Below are 18,864 nucleotides of genomic sequence, written 5' to 3' on the forward strand. Positions count from 1 at the left end.
GTTGAGTTATCGTACTGTCTTTCTTCTGTTCTTAATGTAGTCTTCAAAAATGTATTCTCCGAGGCCTGTAAGGGAGCTATAGAACGCTCTTCCACCGTTAACCTGGGTAAATTCGCGCACAAATTGTTGTAAATATGGATCTTGAGCGATCATAAAAGTGGTAATTGGAATATTCAGCCTTTTGCATTGAGCGGCCATGTTTAGCGTTTTGCTAATCACTTTTCTGTCCAGTCCCATACTGTTTTTGTAGTACCTTCCATTCTCTTTCAGACACGTTGGCTTACCATCAGTGATCATGAAGATTTGTTTATTATGAGTCTTGCGTCTGCGTAAAAGATCCGTAGCAAGCTCCAGTCCGGCAAAGGTATTGGTGTGATAAGGGCCTACCTGAAGATAGGGGAGGTCCTTTACGGATATTGGCCAGGCATCATTGCCAAATACAACAATGTCAAGGGTGTCTTTCGGGTATCTTGTCTTGATCAACTCCGCTAAAGCCATCGCAACTTTTTTAGCAGGTGTAATGCGATCTTCCCCATACAAAATCATAGAGTGCGAGATGTCGATCATTAATACGGTCGAGGTAAGCGTCTTATAATCTTTTTCCTCCACCTCAAGGTCGCGCTCCGTCAAGGTAAAGTCTCCAAGCCCATGGTTGATCAAGGAGTTTTGAATAGAAGCAGTCATGTCGATTTGATCCAAACTGTCGCCGAAATTAAACTCTCTTCGGTCTGCATTCTTTTCTTCACCAATACCAGAAAGATTGCTGTTGTGGTTTCCTTTACCGGCTTTCTTAAGCTGACCGAAGATTTCCTCTAAAGCAGACTTTCTGATGGTCTGCTCCGTTTTGCTGGTAATTTTTAAGTCGCCATTCTTAGGGTCCTCCTTGATATATCCTTTTTCCTTCAGATCTTCAAAGAAGTCACCAACGCCATAAGTGTTATTAGTAAATTTGTATTGCTTGTCGAGTTCAGTCATCCAGGCAATTGCTTCCCCTGCGTCCCCCGCTGTATAATTGAGTAGTTGTGTAAAAATTTTTAGTAGTTCGTCAAACCCACCTTTTGGCAGATCATCAGGCACAAAATCGGAAAACTGGAAGCCTCTCATATATGAAGATAAACGAATTATCGAAGGTAAAAGTTTAAGGTTTCTCGAATGTTATCCTGTTGTAAAAATAGCCCCTACTTTGGTGAGCCGCTGGCTAAAGCACTATTTGCCCTTTTTACTGCCAGTCGCTCCCTCCATTTGGCATAAGGAGCTTTGAAAACCATCTTTAATACGCTGTCAACAGCACCTTTCAGCGCCAGATTGGATACGCTTTGGATTTTTCTGCCGATTGATGCATCCCAGGCTCTCAAGCTTAAGGAAAATGATCCATCCAGGTACTTCATCCAATGCCACATACCAGTTGGCATAAACAAGGTGTCACCATGTTCAAGAAATACTTCGTAGCCTTCTACGCCCTTTAAGGCAGGAAACTTTTCAAAATCAGGGTTCGCAACGTCATAATCTTCTAGCGCATAGGTCGCATTCGGAATACAGTATAATCTCTTTTTCCACTTGTTGTCAAACAGAATGATGTGTTTACGACCGCCAAAATGGGTGTGAAAAAGATGAGGCAGGTCAATATCGTAATGTAGAAAAGTGACTGAGTTTGATCCTCCAAAAAACATCGCTGGCATGCTCTCTATAAAGCCACCCATCAGGTCCTTCGGAATGACGATATCATTTACCAATCCAGGAACATGCTTAAACAGGTTAAAGAAAAATATTCGCAGTTCAGTAGGCTTGGATTTAATCAGGTCAAGATAGTCGCCAAAACGCATAGTGGCAACTGAAGCATTGATCGGTTTAGAGGGGTCTGCTTTCGAATTGTCCATCAGGCTTACAGTTACGTCACCTGCAATCTCTTTCAAATAATCAGTTGTCCATTTTTCCCTTGCCGGCCATGTTTTGGTTAATCCTTTAATGATCAGAGGACGCCTGGCGTCGAGGTAATTCTTTTTGAAATCAGCAGGGCTAATCTGCTCTACGGTATCAACCGGCTTTAAAATAAAGCTCATAAGCTAAACTAGGATACTAGAGAATGACGATATGCCATCAAACCGATCCTATATCGCACAAACATATAAAATTTCCAGCATTTATTGTGGAATGGCTTTCGAGGGCTTAGATTTGAATTATGAACAGAAAAAATCTATTCTTGTCATGCCTGCTCTTTGTCTTGCTGTTCTGCAGTTGCAAAGAGCGATTCGATAGGCGCAACGGACAAGAACAGTGGTCCGAATATCTGGGGGGACCTGATCGTAATCATTATTCCTCCTTGTCTCAGATAAATGTTTCTAACGTCGGTAAACTAGCGAAGGTTTGGGAGTACAAATCGGGTGATTCTGGTCAGGTTCAATGTAACCCCATCATCATAGACGGGATACTTTTTGGCGTTACTGCCTCTAACCAGGTTTTCGCGCTCAATGCAGCAACCGGACAACAGATATGGAGATATATTCAACCTGGTGAAGGGACATCGAACGTAAACCGAGGGGTTACTTACTGGCAGGAGGGCACTGATAAGCGGATATTATACGATTACAATTCAGACCTATATGCGCTTAATGCAGAGACCGGAGGACTGATTAAAACTTTTGGAGACAGTGGAAAAGTCAGTTTAAGGCTAGGACTGGAATCCAACGCCAAAGATAAATTCGTTGGTTCAACCACTCCAGGTACCCTGTTTGAGGATTTGATCGTCATGCCTATTCGAGTAGGGGAAGGTAACGGTGCTGCAATCGGATATATCCAAGCATTTAATGTTAAAACGGGCAAGCTCGCCTGGGTCTTTAAAACGATCCCTGATAAGGGTATGCCTGGGGCAGAAACCTGGCCAAACACTATCAAAGAGAATGACGAGGTAGGGGCTGCGAACAATTGGGCCGGAATGGCGATTGATAGAAAGCGTGAAATAATTTATATTCCAACAGGATCAGCGGCGTCTGATTTCTATGGCGGCAATCGGCTTGGGCAAAACTTGTATGCCAACTGCCTGATCGCCCTGAATGCCAGGACAGGGAAATATATCTGGCACTATCAAATGGTACATCATGACATCTGGGATAAGGATTTACCTGCACCACCTAATTTAATCACAGTACGGCGCGAGGGCAAATTGATCGATGCAGTCGCGCAAATCACCAAGCAGGGCCTTGTGTTCTTATTTAATAGAGAAACAGGTACGCCGCTTTTCCCTATTGAGGAGAAGCCATTTCCAGCCTCCATACTTCCGGGCGAGCAAGCCTGGCCTACTCAGCCGATACCAAAGTTACCAGCCCCTTTTGCAAGACAAACAATTACAGAAGGGCAGATTAGCACGATTGCAGAGAATCATAAAGAGTTACTGGAAACGTTTCGAAAGTCGCAAAAGGGTCTTTTTCAACCTTTGGGCTTAACACCAACCATCGTATTACCTGGCGCAGACGGCGGCGCAGAATGGGGTGGTGCTGCTGCAGATCCAAACGGGATTCTTTATATCAACGCCAATGAGATGCCATGGCTCTTTAGCTTAAGTCCGACAGATGACCTCGCTTCATCTTCAAAAAACCTTACGCAAGGTCATTCACTGTACAATACCAGGTGCATTACTTGTCACGGACCAGAACTTAAAGGGAATCCAGCAAGTGGTTATCCTTCGCTCTTGAATGTAAAGGAACGGCTTGGCAGAAAGGAGATATCCAGACTTATTACCAGTGGCAAAGGGATGATGCCCGGTTTCAGTAACATTACCGAGTTGCAAAAGCAAAATATCATAAACTTTCTATATGGCGAAGAGAAAGTTGAAGCAGCTTCTCTATTAGCAGGTGCCAGAAACAAAAATCCTGAGGGGCCTTACAAGTTCGACGGTTATAATAAGTTTCTCGACAACAATGGTTATCCTGGAATCACTCCACCCTGGGGAACGCTAACCGCAATAGATATGAACACAGGGAAACATCTTTGGCAGAAGACCTTAGGTGAATTTAAAGAACTAACCGCAAAAGGTATCCCTCAAACCGGTACCGAAAATTATGGCGGACCGGTTGTTACGGCCGGTAATCTTCTTTTTATCGCAGCTACCAAGGATGGCATGTTTAGAGCATATAATAAATCTACAGGCGAACTGCTGTTTGAAACTGCGCTGCCTGCAGCGGGTTTTGCGACGCCAAGTACCTATCAGATCAATGGCAAACAATACGTTGTAATTGCTTGTGGCGGCACCAAACTTAGCACAAAAAGTGGCGATAGCTACGTGGCGTTCGCTTTGGCAAATTAATCTATTCGTAGATATCCGGCTGTATAACCGTCATTGATATTGTCTGCTAACAAAAGCGTGTCCCCGGTTATAGTCAAAATATTTCCCGTTTCGGTGGAGTTGACTTTAGGATCAAATTTGATGGCATTGTCAATCTTACCAGTATAAATGCTTTTTGCTTTGCATAACGCGTAGACGCCTTGAAACATAGGCTCACCATTGGTATAACGCACATACTTTCCTCCCTTAATAAATTCAATAACGCTTACCATGTTATGCTTTGCCGTTTCAGTACGCCCGGCAGAGCCGCCGCTTTGGCCTGTATATTTCCACCTCCCAATTAATTGTTTATCAAGCTCATTACCGGTAACATTTTTAGTCGCCGCTTCAGAAGTAAACAGTAGTAAGGTCAATGCTGCGTAGACGAGTGCTTTCATAACAATGGGTTTTCTTTATAAACGCTGTCCATGCCAAAAGTGCTACATTTACAAGCTAAAGGACCGAAGGATATTGCATGAAACATTTGATTAGCATACTCAGCCTATTTTTTACACTCCAGCAAAGCTCCGCTCAGAACGTAGACTCGCTTCATCGGAAAATGGTGGGAACCTGGGAGCTGATTAATTATCTTTCAACAAACAATGGCACAGGGAACGAAAGTCCCGACAAAATCAAACGGGTTAAAGTAATGACGCTATCGAACTTTTCACTGAGCCTGTACGATGTGAAGAGCAAAAAGTTGAGTGGTAAAATTACAGGAAGCTATGGCCTGTCAGCCGCTAAAATAAATGATTTTACCTATCAGGAGAAAGTAATTAGCGCAACGCCCGAACTTGACCCAACACAATCGAAGCTGATTAAAAAGTCGGTTTCTATTGATGAAGCTGATCGCATGATATTCATTTGGACTAATAACTTTATCACGTATACTGAAATCTGGTCGAGGCTTCCTGAAGAAAAGCACCAGGCCGCTTCTAAAGCAAATTGACTGTTGATTCTATTGTTAAGCTTTTGTTAACCCGGGCATTTGATTAATCTTTTTGGCGTTTAATAGGTCATACCCCTATAACACTAATTTGAAAAAATATGAAAGCATCAGTTAAGATCATTATTACTTGCTTATCAGTGCTCTCCCTCACCCTTTTGGTTTCATCGTTCAAAAACGATAGCATTCCATATAAATTGTCGTTTCCTTATAAAACGGCAGGATTAACTGAGCGGCAGGCGGCAGCCCATCTCCTTAGTAGATTTACATACGGCGCAAAGTCTGGTGATGTCGATGCGGTGGTTAAGGAGGGACTGGAAAAATGGTTTCAAAGACAGGTTGGTGGCGACATGTCTGATCAGGAGCTGGAAACAATGCTAGCGCCTTATGAGGATATCAACCTCAGCAATGAAGAAGTAGAAAACAAGTATCCAAGACAGCCAAAAGTGCTCCGCATGGCGATAAAGGAGGGCGTAATTAATAAGGACTCTGTCGGCAAAAGCGATAAGAGCGTATACAGACGACAGCTTCAGGATTTCAGGAAGTCCAAAGGATATGGACAAGAGCAAGACCTGATACGTCAGTTTATCAATCAAAAGGTACTTAGAGCAACCTACACTAATAACCAGCTTCATGAGCTTCTTACGGATTTCTGGTTCAACCACTTCAATGTTTCTCTTACTAAAAATCAGTGTGCCGCCTATGTGCCAGCGTTTGAAAGGGACGTCATCCGTCCGAACGTCACGGGTAAATTTTCTGAATTACTTATGGCTACTGCTAAGTCTCCAGCAATGCTAATCTACCTGGATAATTATACCAGTTCAGGAAAGCCTCTTGCAAATACAGACATGAATGGAATGCAAATGGGCATGTCTACCTTAAAGCCAAAACAAACTAAAGGCCTGCAGCCTAAAAAACAAGGCTCCGGCTTAAATGAAAATTACGCTCGCGAGGTAATGGAACTGCATACTTTGGGTGTAGATGGCGGATATACACAAAGTGACGTTACCCAGGCAGCCAGGGTTTTGACTGGTTGGACTCTTGCTCCTCTTGGCGAAGACGGTGCCTACGGTGCTGCCTATAAAAAAGTAATAGAGCGGATCGGAGAAGCCAATCTTGCTAAAAATGGGTTTGTGAAAGATGGCGATTTTCTTTTTGTACCGACCAGGCACGACAATGAGCAGAAAACGGTACTGGGGAAGACCTTTGCTGCTAACGGCGGTTATGAAGAAGGTGTAGAATTATTAAACATGCTAGCCCATCACCAGGCTACGGCAAAATTCATTTCCAGGAAGCTAGCTACCCGATTTGTGAACGATCAGCCAGATCCAAGACTGGTTGATAAAATGGCTAAAGCCTTTTTAAGTACAGACGGTGACATTAAACAAGTTTTGATCACCATGGTATCCGCTCCGGAGTTTTGGTCCTCCAAATCGCTTCGTGAGAAGACTAAATCACCCTTTGAACTCGCTATTAGCGCTGTTAGAGGATTGGATGCGCAAATCACTCAGCCGTATCAATTGTATAATTGGATCAATAAAATGGGCCAGAAAATGTACTATTATCAAGCTCCTACTGGCTTTCCAGATCGCGGTCAGTACTGGATCAACACAGGTGCATTACTTAATAGAATGAACTTTGGACTGGCTCTGGCAGCTCAGAGAATTCCAGGAGTGAAGATTAATTTGTTGGCGCTAAACAATAATCATGAGCCAGAAAGTTCGGAAGCTGCATTGAGTACCTATAGCACGCTGATCATGCCCGAGCGAGACTTGTCGAAAACGATAGAAAGATTAAAGCCACTACTTAACGATCCGGAATTAACGGTTAAAGTGGCTAAAGCTGCGGACAAAACCATTGCACCTCAGTCAATGGGCAATTCAACCATGGCTACAACAAATACTAATATGCTGGCGCAAGTAGTCGGCGTAATTATCGGCTCTCCAGAATTTCAACGTAAATAAAATCATCATGACATCAAGAAGAGGATTTGTTAAAGGAGGTGGCCTTGCCTTATTTGGAATAGGCATGGGGGGAATACCTGGGTTTTTAGCGGATGCAGTGGCAGGTACCCAAGACCCGGGGCTTTTTAAGCGTAAGAAAATTATGGTCTGTATCTTTCAACGCGGTGCGATGGATGGTCTAATGGCCGTTACGCCGTTTACGGATGAGTATCTGAAAGCAGCGCGGCCAACATTATTTATGTCGGCAGCAAAAGGTTCTTCGGATAAACCATTAATTGATCTTGATGGAAAGTTCGGTTTGCATCCGTCAATGGCTGCTTTCGAGCCTATGTTTAGGGATAAGCGAATGGCCATTGTTCATGGTATCGGATCACCAAATAATACCCGCTCACATTTTGATGCGCAGGACTATATGGAATCAGGAACTCCTTTCAAGAAAGGTACAGAAAGCGGTTGGCTGAATAGAGCGGTCGGCTTGCTTGGTCATGAGGCTGCAACTCCGTTTCAAGGCGTGAGTTTAACTACTTCTCTGCCCAGATCATTTTACGGTAACAACGCTGCGGTGGCGATAAATAATTTGCAAGACTTCAACTTGCAAATGAAAGGAAATCCATCTTCAGTGAATATGGCGGCTAAAAGCTTTGAAGACCTTTATGATCAAACCTCCTCTAACTTATTGAAGGATACTGGTAAAGAGAGCTTTGATGCCATTAAAATGCTTAAAAAAGCAGACATTAAAAACTATAAACCCTCAAATGAAGCTGTATACCCCAATACAGCACTTGGCAACTCGTTGAAGCAGATCGCTCAGTTAATTAAGATGGATGTTGGGCTTGAAGTTGCGTTTACAGAATCAGGCGGCTGGGATACCCATTTCAATCAGGGAAAAGAAACTGGCATTTTTGCTAGAAATGTCAATGACCTTAGCGAAAGCATGATGGCTTTTTGGACCGACATGGGGACTTTACAGGATGATGTGACCGTGATGACGATGACCGAGTTTGGTCGGACTGTTAAACAAAATGGAACTGGAGGAACGGATCATGGAAGAGCATCCTGTAATTTTATACTTGGCGCAGGCGTTAATGGCGGCATTGTACATGGTACCGTAAACCCGCTTTCTGTGGAGAATCTCGAGGATGGTCGGGATCTGGCAGTAACAACAGATTTTAGAAGTGTTTTCAGTGAAGTAGCCGACAAGCACCTGGGTATCCATAATGATAAGGTTCTATTTCCTGAGTGGACTGGAAAAACTATTGGGGTGATGACGTAGATTTATCTGTGATCCTCAGCCGATAAGAATAGTTCTGACGCAATATAATCCGCAAACAGTTTTCCGTCATTGGTTAACTTTAGGTGATTATCTTCATTCACTAACCATTGTCGTTCAATGAAACTCCCTATGGTTTTCAGTGTGTCAGCTAAAAAGAACTTTCCAAAGTCCTGTTCAATTTTATTGAGGCTTGTTCCCCACATTGTTCTTAAGGAGGTCATCACATATTCATTAAATCGATCGTACAAATCCAGTTCCTCTATGGTTTCAGGGACTTTTCCCAACTCCATACTACTTAAATATGCGGCGTTGTTGGCAACATTGAGATACCGGACATTCCCATTAAACCCATGCGCCGACGGTCCTATGCCCAGATAAGTTATGCCACGCCAATAATTGGTATTGTGTACGGCATATTTACCAGGCTTACTAAAATTGGAAATCTCATAATGTTCGAAGCCACCTTCTTTTAGTTTGTCGATCAGCGTAATAAACTGGGAAGCGCTTTGTTCATCGTTCATTGGAATATCTTTTCCGTGTTTGATCGAAGACGCTAATGCCGTTCTAGGTTCAACCGTTAGAGAATAGGCGGAGATATGGGGGGTCTCGAATCCTATTGCTTTGTTAATATTCTGAATCCATTTGCTGTCTGTAAGAAGCGGATACCCGTAAATCAGGTCTATACTTAAGTTTTCAAAGCCGGCATCCTGGCTTCGTTTAATACAGGTCTCTGCTTCTACAGCGTTGTGCGCCCTGTTCATCCAAATTAAATCCTCTTCAAAAAACGATTGAACGCCTATACTAAAACGATTTACAGGTAAATGCCTTAATTCTGAAATCTTCGCTGCGGTTAGATCGTCCGGATTGGCTTCAATAGTAATTTCTGCATTTGAAGAAACAGAATAGTTTTTAGTGATCGTATCAAAGATCTTTACAAAATGTTTCACAGGTAACACCGATGGCGTACCGCCGCCAAAATAAATCGTCTCTACCTGATCTGTGATTCTGTCTTTCTTCTTTACAATTTCCAGGCATATCGCATCAACCATCTCGTCGACATATTTTAAGGAAGTGCTAAAATGGAAATCACAATAGGTGCAAGCTTTTTTACAAAATGGTATGTGGATATAAATCCCTGACATGCGGTAGGTATTGGTTAATAAAGTAATCGGTTTTTGAGAAGCAGCTTCGCAAAGGTAATGCAATTATGGATTTTACGATTAATGAGAAACGTTATCTTTATTGTGCTTTTTTACCCAGGATTTCGGGGAGACGCCTTTAAAGAGACAACAAGTCATATATGCATGTTAAAATAGCACACGAATTTGCAGAAATACTGAAGACAGGATAGGATTGGATTTAGTATTTTGCAGTCTAACCAAATATTCATTATGCTAAGAACATCCCAGTTTCCTTCCGGTGTTTATTTAACACTCTTTTCATTACTATGTTTTTTTTATTGGTTATGACTTAATATTTTTTCTAACCAAATCTCCCGTTATGAAAGCCGTATTAAAAAAATCAACGACTACCCCGGATCACTCCTTTAATATTCATAAGGATGTTGGTATTCAAATGCTTAGTCCCTGGCATTACCACCCCGAAATTGAATTACTGCTTGTCAAAAGAAGTGCAGGGAATTGTCTTGTAGGGGACTATGCAGGACCATTTAGTAACGGCGACACCTTCTTGTTCGGCGCCAACCTGCCTCATACTTTCCGTCATGAAAAGAAGTACATGGAAAGAGCAGATGATAAAATAGGTGAGTCCATTGTGGTCCTCTTTCAGCAAGAACTTTTAGGAGCTCATTTTCTAAACCTGCCGGAAATGAATGCAGTAACCAGGCTGCTGGAAACTGCCAAGCTTGGCTTACGGATCAATGGGGCAACAAGGAAAAGGATCGCACCCTTGATTGAAGAGATGCTAGTGGTTTCTCCGGCAAGGCGGCTTATATTGTTACTATTAGCGCTTGAAATTATTGCTGCCAGTCAGGAATACGACAAAGTATCCAGCCACGGCTTTTTCCCCGATATCAATTTACTCGACAGGACACGTATGAACAAAGTCTTCGAGTACACCTTCAATAATTTTAAGCAGAAAATTCTAGTTGAAGATGTTGCTGGCCTCATATCTATGGGAAGCCATTCCTTTTGTAGATTCTTTAAAACCAAGACTAAAAAAACCTACGTAGACTTCTTGATTGAAGTCCGCATTGGCCATGCTTGCAGGCTGCTTGTGGAAAGGGATTTGAACGTTGGTGAGGTTGCCTATGAATGTGGTTATAATAACATATCTCATTTTTACCATCAATTTAAGGCCATTACCGAGAAGCATCCTCTGGAATACAGAGCCAGCTATTTAGTCAGCAATACCGTCTAGGGACCTAATAGAGCATTCGTTGTTAATATACCACACAGTTTTGCAGAAATACTGAAAGTTTAGAATTCTTCGCTTCAGTAATTTGCGGAATAACAATATTCATCCAATAACCAAATTAACTCTATGCAACGAAGGTTTACACTATCCAGAAGGGGTATTCTTTTTCTGATGATGATTTTAGGGCTCTCTTTTGAAGTTGCCGCACAATCAGCCATTACCGGTAAGGTCATCGCCGGTGATGATAACATGCCCATCATTGGTGCCACCGTTAAGAAGAGGAGTGGTGCCGGAGGAGCTACCACAGACGCCAACGGTAATTTCGCAATCTCCGCACTCCCTACAGACGTATTAATTTTTTCATTTGTTGGCTATACAACCAAGGAGGTTACTGTAGGGCAACAACGAACCCTTCAGGTTACACTTGAGGCCAGCCAGAACAGCTTAACAGAAGTTGTCGTAACTGGTTACACCGCCCAGCGTAAAAAAGACCTTACAGGGGCTGTATCCGTGGTAAATGTCGCCCAGCTCAAGTCACAGCCTGCGGCGAGTGCCGTCGAATCCTTACAAGGTAGAGCACCGGGCGTTCAAATTGTAAATGATGGTGCTCCAGGATCTACGCCACAAATCAGAATTCGCGGAACGAGCACTATAGGAAACAATGATCCGCTGTTCATTGTGGATGGCGTACCGTTTGAGGGCAATCTTTCCTGGCTGAATCAAAATGACATCGAAAGCATGCAGGTACTGAAAGACGGGTCTTCTGCATCCATATACGGAGCCAGAGCCAACAACGGCGTAGTCATAATTACAACCAAGAGGGGGGTGGAAGGACCTCCCAAAATTACCCTCGATACCTACTATGGTATTCAAGCGCCCAGAAAGGACAATTTTCCAAAAATGATGAATCCTCAGCAATACGCTCAGTATTTGTTTGACGGTTACAGAAACGCAGGATTACCACCATCAACAGGTACAAATTATGGTACCGGAACAAATCCTACATTGCCGGAATATCTACTTGCTGGATCAGTAACTGGTCAGAATATTACACCCGCAGATGCAGATCCTTCTAAGTATAATTATTCCCGTGACCCGGCAACTTTCTACCAAATTACAAGAGCAAATCAGGCAGGTACCGATTGGTTCGATGAAATCACTGAATCCGCGGCCATTCAGAATTATCAGCTTAGCGCAACCGGTGGTGGTGAAAATGCTACTTATGCTTTCTCAGGTGGATTTCTTGATCAGAAAGGAACAGTAAAACACACAGGCTTTACACGTTACAACTTGCGAAATAACTCGCAGTTTGCTGCGCTAAATAAAAAAGTGAGGTTCGGAGAGAACGTCCAATACAGCTATTCTGAAGGGTATGGCCTTGGTGTAAATCCACAGGTGGCCGGAGAATATCAGGATGAAGGAAGTGCAATCAGCTGGGCCTACCGGATTCCTACGATCGTACCAGTGTACGATATCAACGGTAACTTTGCTGGTTCCCGTGGTAGCGGACTCGGAAATGCCGAGAATCCTTTAGCCGTGTTATACAGGGCTAAGGATAACAAGAATAAAAGTAATTTCTTTTTCGGCAATGTCTTCGGTGAGGTTGATGTCATACCAGGCTTGGTTGCCCGCACAAGTTTCGGTTTGCGTTACGAGAACTATAATGGGTTGTCTATGCGGTATCCAAATCTTGAGTTCCTGGAAGGAAACAACTCGAACAACTTGAATGAATATCAAGGATACAGAACGGAATGGACCTGGACCAATACCTTGAACTACGCAAAAGTAATGGATAAACACCGGATAAATCTACTTGCTGGTGCAGAGGCCATTCGATCCAGAACAAGGGAGCTCAACGGAGGTAGAAACGACTTTTTCGTTCTTGGAAACCCCGATTATTACTACCTGGGAGTTGGCGCATCCAACATTAGCAACAACAGCACCGGTAACATCGGCTCCATTTTCTCCCTTTTTGCAAAGGCCGACTATTCCTATAATGACCGTTACCTTGCCAGCATCACCATTCGTCGTGATGGATCTTCGAACTTTGGTGATGAAAATAAATATGGCTATTTCCCAGCAGCAAGTATTGCCTGGAGATTGTCAGAGGAAGACTTCTTAAAGGATTCCGAGTTGTTTAGCGACTTGAAAATTCGTGCAGCTTATGGTGAAACCGGAAACCAAAGGATCAGCAGATTTCAGTATGTGAACAGATTTCAGAGTTCATTAGTAAATGCAGGTTATCCGATTAATGGTGGAAACAATGTGGCTTCAGGAGTATATCAAAATGCGTACGGGAATACTGAAGTTAAATGGGAATCCCTTCGCTCCATCAATCTTGGTTTAGACTTTACGTTGAAAAGTGGCGCTCTGGATGGATCCCTGGATTGGTATAGTCGTAAAACAAGTGATATGCTTTATCCTGTTCCTCGCCCTTCCACTGCCGTTGGTCTGGGCACATCGCCCTTTGTTAACGCTGGAGATATGAGCAACAAAGGTGTGGAATTAACCCTTGGGTACCACTACGGACTAGCTAGCGATAGTGAGTTTAAGTTTGATGCGGTTGTGAATCTTTCCAGAAATGTAAATAAAATCTTAACACTTGCTCCAGGCATTTCTCAACAACCGTACGGCGCATTCAGAAGTTTAACAACTAGTATTCTTAAAGAAGGAGAGGCTTTTGGCTCATTTTACGGGTACCGCGTTGCTGGTATCTATCAAAATGCGGGTGACATCAGCAGTCGACCTTCTTATACTGGGGCAAGGGTTGGAGGATTTGTGTACCAGGATATAGATGGCGATGGAGCAATCACTCCAGCAGATAGAACGATTATCGGCAATCCAAACCCTGATTTTCTATATTCTTTTAATTTAAACGCATCTTATAAAAACTTCGACATCATCACCTTCTTCAACGGCGTACAAGGCAATGATCTTTATGAATCTACGCGTTACTTTACTGATTTTCCAACTTTCGATGGTGCCCGAAGCGTGAGGTTGCTCGATGCTTGGAGCCCCTCTAATCCTGGTAGTATGGTTCCATCTTCTTATGTTGGGGTTTCTGATCTGGAGTATGCTTCGTCGAGCTATTATGTGCAAAGCGGTAGTTTCTTCCGGATGAAAAATCTGCAGATCGGTTATACTTTGCCTGCAAAGGTGTTTAAGTCAAGCGCAGCGATCAGCAAAGTGAGATTCTATGTAAGCGCAACAAACATTTTTACCATTACTAAATACACAGGACTGGATCCAGAAGTCAGCCAGGAGACAGAAACTTTCTCTGCCCTGGGCGTAGACAGAGGGATTTATCCTTCGCCGCGTCAGTTCTTATTAGGTCTAAGTGTTGGCTTTTAATTTAATGATATAACGATATGAAAACTTTTAGATATATAATCCTACTGCTAGTTCTATGCAATGTTACAGCTTGCAAAAGAGAATTTATTGAAGGAAATCCCCAGGGAGAATTAACCATTGATCAACTCACGTCTCAGCAGGGAGTTGACGCACTGCTCACAGGGGCTTACGGCTTATTAAACGGAAATGTTAACGGTACCTGGGGTAACTATGGTGCGGCGCCAAGTCAATGGCTTTTTGGCGAGGTAGCGTCCGACAATGCCCACAAAGGCAGTAGCAACGGGGATCAGCCAAATATGAACCTCATTGAACAGCACTCGCCAACCAGCACAAATGATAACCTTGCTAACTTATGGGACAGGTGCTTTGAAGGCATTAAGCGCTGTAACAATACGCTTAAGGTCCTTTCAGCTTTGCAAGCCGGTGCTCAGGCATCAAGGTTCCCAGATCAGCGTGCCCGCGAAATTGAAGGTGAAGCTAAGCTGTTAAGGGCCCACTACTATTTCTTCCTTGTCCGGGTGTTTAAGGCTGTTCCTTTTATTGATGAAACCACCACGGAAGATGGCGTAGCAAATGATAAGGATATCTATCCTAACATTGTTGCCGATCTCCAGGTCGCAGTAGCTAATCTTGGGACCACCAAGCCGGCTTCTCAGGTAGGCCGGGTTGATAAATATATTGCTCAGGCTTATCTTGGTAAGGCCCTGTTATACCAGAAAAAGTATGCGGAAGCTTATCTGCAGCTCAATGCTGTGATCACAGCAAAACCTGATCTTGTGACGCTTCCATTTAATGACAACTTTGACATTTCAAAGGAAAATGGCCCAGAATCTATATTCGCTGTTCAACATGCTGTTGGAACGGATGGAACCGGAGGTGATAATGGTAATGTAGGCGATATGCTTAACTTTCCTTATGCAGTAGCTTGCTGTGGCTTTTTCCAGCCAACAATAGACTTAGCAAATGCGTTTAAAGTTGACGCTTCTGGCCTGCCATTACTTGATGGCTCCTATCGTACAAATCCATATGTTTCCGACTTCGCACTCACAGATACAGCGAAAACAAACTACAAAGTAGACACCAAACTTAGCTTTGATCCTAGGATAGACTATACCCTAGGAAGAAGAGGAGTGGATTACCGCAAGGGCTACGGACCTATGCCGGGCGATGCCTGGATCCGTGATGCCAGCAATGCAGGTCCCTTTGTTGTCGTCAAAAATGTGCTTGATGCAGATCAGGTTACTACGGGCACGGCTCCTGGTAGCACCAACGTCTCTGGTCTGAACACCAACTTAATCCGGCTTGCCGATATTTACTTAATGGCTGCGGAGTGTGCCATAGAACAAAGCGATTTACCCAGGGCTTTATTTTTAGTAAATAAGGTAAGGGCAAGGGCTGCTTTATTGCCACCTAAGACGGTAGCAGGCGGAGCTGTAGCTGCCAGATATAATGTAGGATTATACCCTGTTTTCTCAAGTCCGGAATATGCAAGGAATGCCGTAAGGTTTGAGCGAAGACTGGAACTTGCGCTTGAGGGACATCGGTTCTTTGACCTGGTAAGATGGGGCACCGTGAAAACTACCATGGAAGGGTACTTCGGTTTTGAAGGTGGATTCTTCCAATATTTAAAAGGGATAACAATTGAGCCAAGAGACTCTTATTTCCCACTTCCTCAAGACCAAATTGATAGAAGTCAGGGTATACTAAAACAAAGCCCTGAGTATTAAAAAACTTGTTTATCGATAGATGGAATAAGGAAGCTGAACTCTTTTCAGTTATACTTATTTCATCTATCTTATTTTCAGGTCCTAACCGGTTACTTATTTCCAAATAGATTTTACAGAGTATACCTCAAGATCTTTCACTTCTATGTTATTACCCCAAAAATGCAGTCCTTCTTTGTTGTACTTATCAGGTTTGCGTTCCATTGAATAAGAATATTTACCTCCATCGATAAATACTTCGATCGATGTTCTATCGACATAAATGTCTGCAGTGAGCTCCATCCCCACAATACTTTCTGGCGAATAAAACACGCCATTGATAGTATTATTATTCATGTCATAATCCAATACCCGTTGTGCGAAAAGATTAAAGCCTCCACTGGTGGCATGGGATAATTTGATAGTAGCTTTTACCCTGAACCGGTCCAAGCTATAAAATTCCTTAAGGTTTTTATTTGCTTCATCAGAGCTCAAGCTCGACCAGGATTTTACTTTTTCAAAGAGCTGCTGCATTTCTTTTACTGGCACCGAAAATAACCTTGGTCCGTCTTTCGTCGTTCGCAAAGTTAATTCAGTGGGCATTAACATCATGTTATTGAAAGGCATGCCCGGTTGTTGCACCCGTCCCCAACCTATTTGAATCCTCCGGGGATCTGTTGTCGGCATATTCGTAAAGGTCTGCGCAGCATAAATCGTTCCTGTTACATAATAGAATTTTCCGGCCTCAGGTGTGAACTTTTTCCCGTCGAAGGAGCCAATCATGTAGCTGTTCGAAGCCCCATACATCACCCATTTAGTATGATGTTCATCACCATCTATCGGGAGTTCAAATAAATCCGGACATTCCCAGAATCCTGTGGTATGGCTTTGATAAGTCCATTCTTTGAGGTTCCCGGAAGTATAGATGGAATGACCGTCCCGTTCATTAAGCACCATTACCCAGTGCTTTCCGGGTTTATACCAGAATACCCGGGGGTCACGCGTGTCCACACTGTTCCATTTTGCCTTTGAATCGATCACCGGATTCTTTTCATATTTTGTCCAGGTACGGCCTTTATCAAGACTATAAGCCACGCACTGGACTTGCCTTTCTTGCGTAAAGGCAGTATATAGCGCAACCATTGCAGGAGTTTTGCCTTTATTAAAGCCGGCAGTATTGTCGTAATCGATCACTGTAGATCCAGAGAACATTGTTCCTAAGTAGTCCGGACTAAGTGCTACCGGCAGCTCGTTCCAATGAACCATGTCTGGACTAACTGCATGACCCCATGACATATTTTCCCATTCTCTTTCATAGGGATTATGCTGATAGAACAAATGATATTCCCCTTCGAAAAATATCATACCATTCGGATCATTAATCCAACCCCGCCTGGAAGTAAAGTGGAATTGAGGTCGATTTATTTCATGATACAAGGAATCTTGACCATTAATCTGATCATCCTGATAAATCTTCGCCAGACCATCTTCTTTTCCGTCATAGCTGATCTGAATTGTTTTGCCTTTGAGTGCAGAGACGTCCGTGAAAACCCAATATTCCGGATCAGCTGCCAATCTGATTTTAAATGACCGCTCTGATTTGCCTGCAATATCAAATTTCATTGTGCCTTGATCTTGTTTCTGTGACACAGGAAGGTTCAAGTATCTTTTGTTAATTTTTATGGTTAAATCGGCAGAAAATACCTGGCCAACTATTGTTAACATAAAAACAGAAGTAGACAGGCCTTTGATAAGTGTGCTCATCATGTAGTTTATTTTGGTTATTGGTATCTATTGTTTGCTTCGGAAATGTACAGCTTTTATTTGTCTATTTTCAATTTACAACGCCGAGCTAAGGCCGTGCTGGATGAACATTTGCTAGCCAACGCATCATTGGTTATTATTCATTGTTCACATTGTTGATTGCTGAATATCAATACACTACCTTTAATTAACCAAATATAAAACTTATGCGCCTTCAATTTACATGGCTCCTATTTGTGATAGCTGTTGCAATGCTACTCGGTTGTAAAAAAGATGCGGATGTGAAAACGGAACCCAATGTCCCTTTGAAAATGTTGTCAAGGATCATTGAGCTTGATAATGATAATAAAGTAACTTTTACAACCTTTCAGTACGATGAGGAAAAAAGGCTAATAGGGAGAATAAAAGGGTCAGAGCAGCGGGTGTCATTAAGTTACAATGGGGGTAAACTTTATTCATCAGAATCTATTTTTGGGGCCTCCAAGAATCAATACACCGTCACTTATACGGGGGATAGGCCAAGTCTTGAAGTGCTTAAAACCTATACAAACGGTACGCTGATAAAAGAATATATGTTCAGTCCAATTTATAACGGCGATAAAGTTACCGAGATGCATTCGAAGCTTGACGGAGTAGTCTTTTCCATACAAAAATTTCAGTATGAAGGAGATCATATGATTAGAAGCGAGACTACTCAAGAGGGAACATTGATCATATCTGAGAAGAGTTATGATGATAAAAAGAACAAGTTTTATAATGCGCCATTGCACTATTTCCTATATCTCGACAATGGAGAAAGATATATTAAGAACAATGTGCTCAAGGAAAGACTCATTTATGATAATGGCACTTATGTAGACATCATAAATACTTATACTTATGATAAAGATGGCTTTCCAGTTACTCATGTGAGAAAATCGATAGGTTCCACTGGAAACGATCATGGAACCTTTAAATACACTTACGAATACGTTGAACTTTAGCCATGGGTATACATACGCTCGGGTCTGGCTTTGGGTGAGGCCACCATGCGGCCGCAGTGAGGCCACGGTGAGGCCGCCTTTTGCTAGAGAAAAGGTGGCCTCATGGTGGAATTACTATTCGAGAACAGCGGCCTGAACCAAAGCCAGACCCGAGCGTGAACAACACTAAGGCCTTAGCAAGAATAC

At 42.9% G+C, this 18,864-nt stretch carries 13 protein-coding genes; 8 read left to right on the forward strand and 5 right to left on the reverse strand.

The features are described from left to right. Positions 1–6 precede the first annotated feature (6 nt). Positions 7–1,104, reverse strand: coding sequence for a vWA domain-containing protein (locus WKF66_RS03615; RefSeq protein WP_489673039.1), 1,098 nt, complete (start codon positions 1,102–1,104; stop codon positions 7–9). 74 nt (positions 1,105–1,178) lie between these two features. Beyond that, positions 1,179–2,060, reverse strand: coding sequence for a cupin-like domain-containing protein (locus tag WKF66_RS03620; protein ID WP_489673040.1), 882 nt, complete (start codon positions 2,058–2,060; stop codon positions 1,179–1,181). 119 nt (positions 2,061–2,179) lie between these two features. Between WKF66_RS03620 and WKF66_RS03625 the strand changes: the two genes are divergently transcribed. Next, complete coding sequence (locus WKF66_RS03625; RefSeq protein ID WP_489673041.1) at positions 2,180–4,300, forward strand: outer membrane protein assembly factor BamB family protein; 2,121 nt, start codon at positions 2,180–2,182, stop codon at positions 4,298–4,300. Here WKF66_RS03625 and WKF66_RS03630 read toward each other — a convergent pair. Further along, a complete protein-coding gene (locus WKF66_RS03630) occupies positions 4,297–4,716 on the reverse strand; it encodes a hypothetical protein (protein WP_489673042.1) in 420 nt (139 codons plus the stop codon). The genes WKF66_RS03625 and WKF66_RS03630 overlap by 4 nt on opposite strands. Positions 4,717–4,793: 77 nt before the next feature. Between WKF66_RS03630 and WKF66_RS03635 the strand changes: the two genes are divergently transcribed. The 3 genes from WKF66_RS03635 (at position 4,794) to WKF66_RS03645 (ending at position 8,501) form a co-directional block, all read left to right on the forward strand. Further along, positions 4,794–5,267, forward strand: coding sequence for a hypothetical protein (locus WKF66_RS03635; RefSeq protein WP_489673043.1), 474 nt, complete (start codon positions 4,794–4,796; stop codon positions 5,265–5,267). 98 nt (positions 5,268–5,365) lie between these two features. After that, positions 5,366–7,228 carry a DUF1800 domain-containing protein gene (locus tag WKF66_RS03640; protein ID WP_489673044.1) on the forward strand — a complete coding sequence of 621 codons (1,863 nt, stop codon included), beginning with the start codon at positions 5,366–5,368 and terminating at the stop codon, positions 7,226–7,228. 7 nt (positions 7,229–7,235) lie between these two features. After that, on the forward strand, positions 7,236–8,501 hold the full coding sequence (locus tag WKF66_RS03645) for a DUF1501 domain-containing protein (RefSeq protein WP_489673045.1): 1,266 nt from the start codon (positions 7,236–7,238) through the stop codon (positions 8,499–8,501). A 2-nt stretch (positions 8,502–8,503) separates the two neighbouring features. Here WKF66_RS03645 and hemW read toward each other — a convergent pair whose 3' ends face one another. Continuing rightward, positions 8,504–9,643, reverse strand: coding sequence for a radical SAM family heme chaperone HemW (gene hemW / locus WKF66_RS03650; protein ID WP_489673046.1), 1,140 nt, complete (start codon positions 9,641–9,643; stop codon positions 8,504–8,506). Between the two features lie 358 nt (positions 9,644–10,001). Between hemW and WKF66_RS03655 the strand changes: the two genes are divergently transcribed. The 3 genes from WKF66_RS03655 to WKF66_RS03665 all read left to right on the forward strand — a co-directional run bounded on the left by WKF66_RS03655 (position 10,002) and on the right by WKF66_RS03665 (position 15,955). Further along, complete coding sequence (locus WKF66_RS03655) at positions 10,002–10,880, forward strand: AraC family transcriptional regulator (protein WP_489673047.1); 879 nt, start codon at positions 10,002–10,004, stop codon at positions 10,878–10,880. Positions 10,881–11,003: 123 nt separating this feature from the next. Then, positions 11,004–14,228 carry a SusC/RagA family TonB-linked outer membrane protein gene (locus WKF66_RS03660; protein WP_489673048.1) on the forward strand — a complete coding sequence of 1,075 codons (3,225 nt, stop codon included), beginning with the start codon at positions 11,004–11,006 and terminating at the stop codon, positions 14,226–14,228. Positions 14,229–14,245: 17 nt separating this feature from the next. After that, a complete protein-coding gene (locus tag WKF66_RS03665) occupies positions 14,246–15,955 on the forward strand; it encodes a RagB/SusD family nutrient uptake outer membrane protein (protein ID WP_489673049.1) in 1,710 nt (569 codons plus the stop codon). Positions 15,956–16,048: 93 nt separating this feature from the next. On the opposite strand, the gene WKF66_RS03670 is transcribed toward WKF66_RS03665, so the two are convergent. Continuing rightward, positions 16,049–17,698 carry a glycoside hydrolase family 32 protein gene (locus tag WKF66_RS03670; protein WP_489673050.1) on the reverse strand — a complete coding sequence of 550 codons (1,650 nt, stop codon included), beginning with the start codon at positions 17,696–17,698 and terminating at the stop codon, positions 16,049–16,051. A 203-nt stretch (positions 17,699–17,901) separates the two neighbouring features. Here WKF66_RS03670 and WKF66_RS03675 point away from each other — a divergent pair, with 203 nt between their 5' ends. Then, entirely contained in the window at positions 17,902–18,678 is a 777-nt protein-coding gene (locus WKF66_RS03675) for a hypothetical protein (protein WP_489673051.1), read from the forward strand. Positions 18,679–18,864 lie beyond the last annotated feature (186 nt).

This window comes from Pedobacter sp. (assembly GCF_037719805.1).
In the GTDB taxonomy this organism is placed as follows: Bacteria; Bacteroidota; Bacteroidia; order Sphingobacteriales; family Sphingobacteriaceae; genus Pedobacter.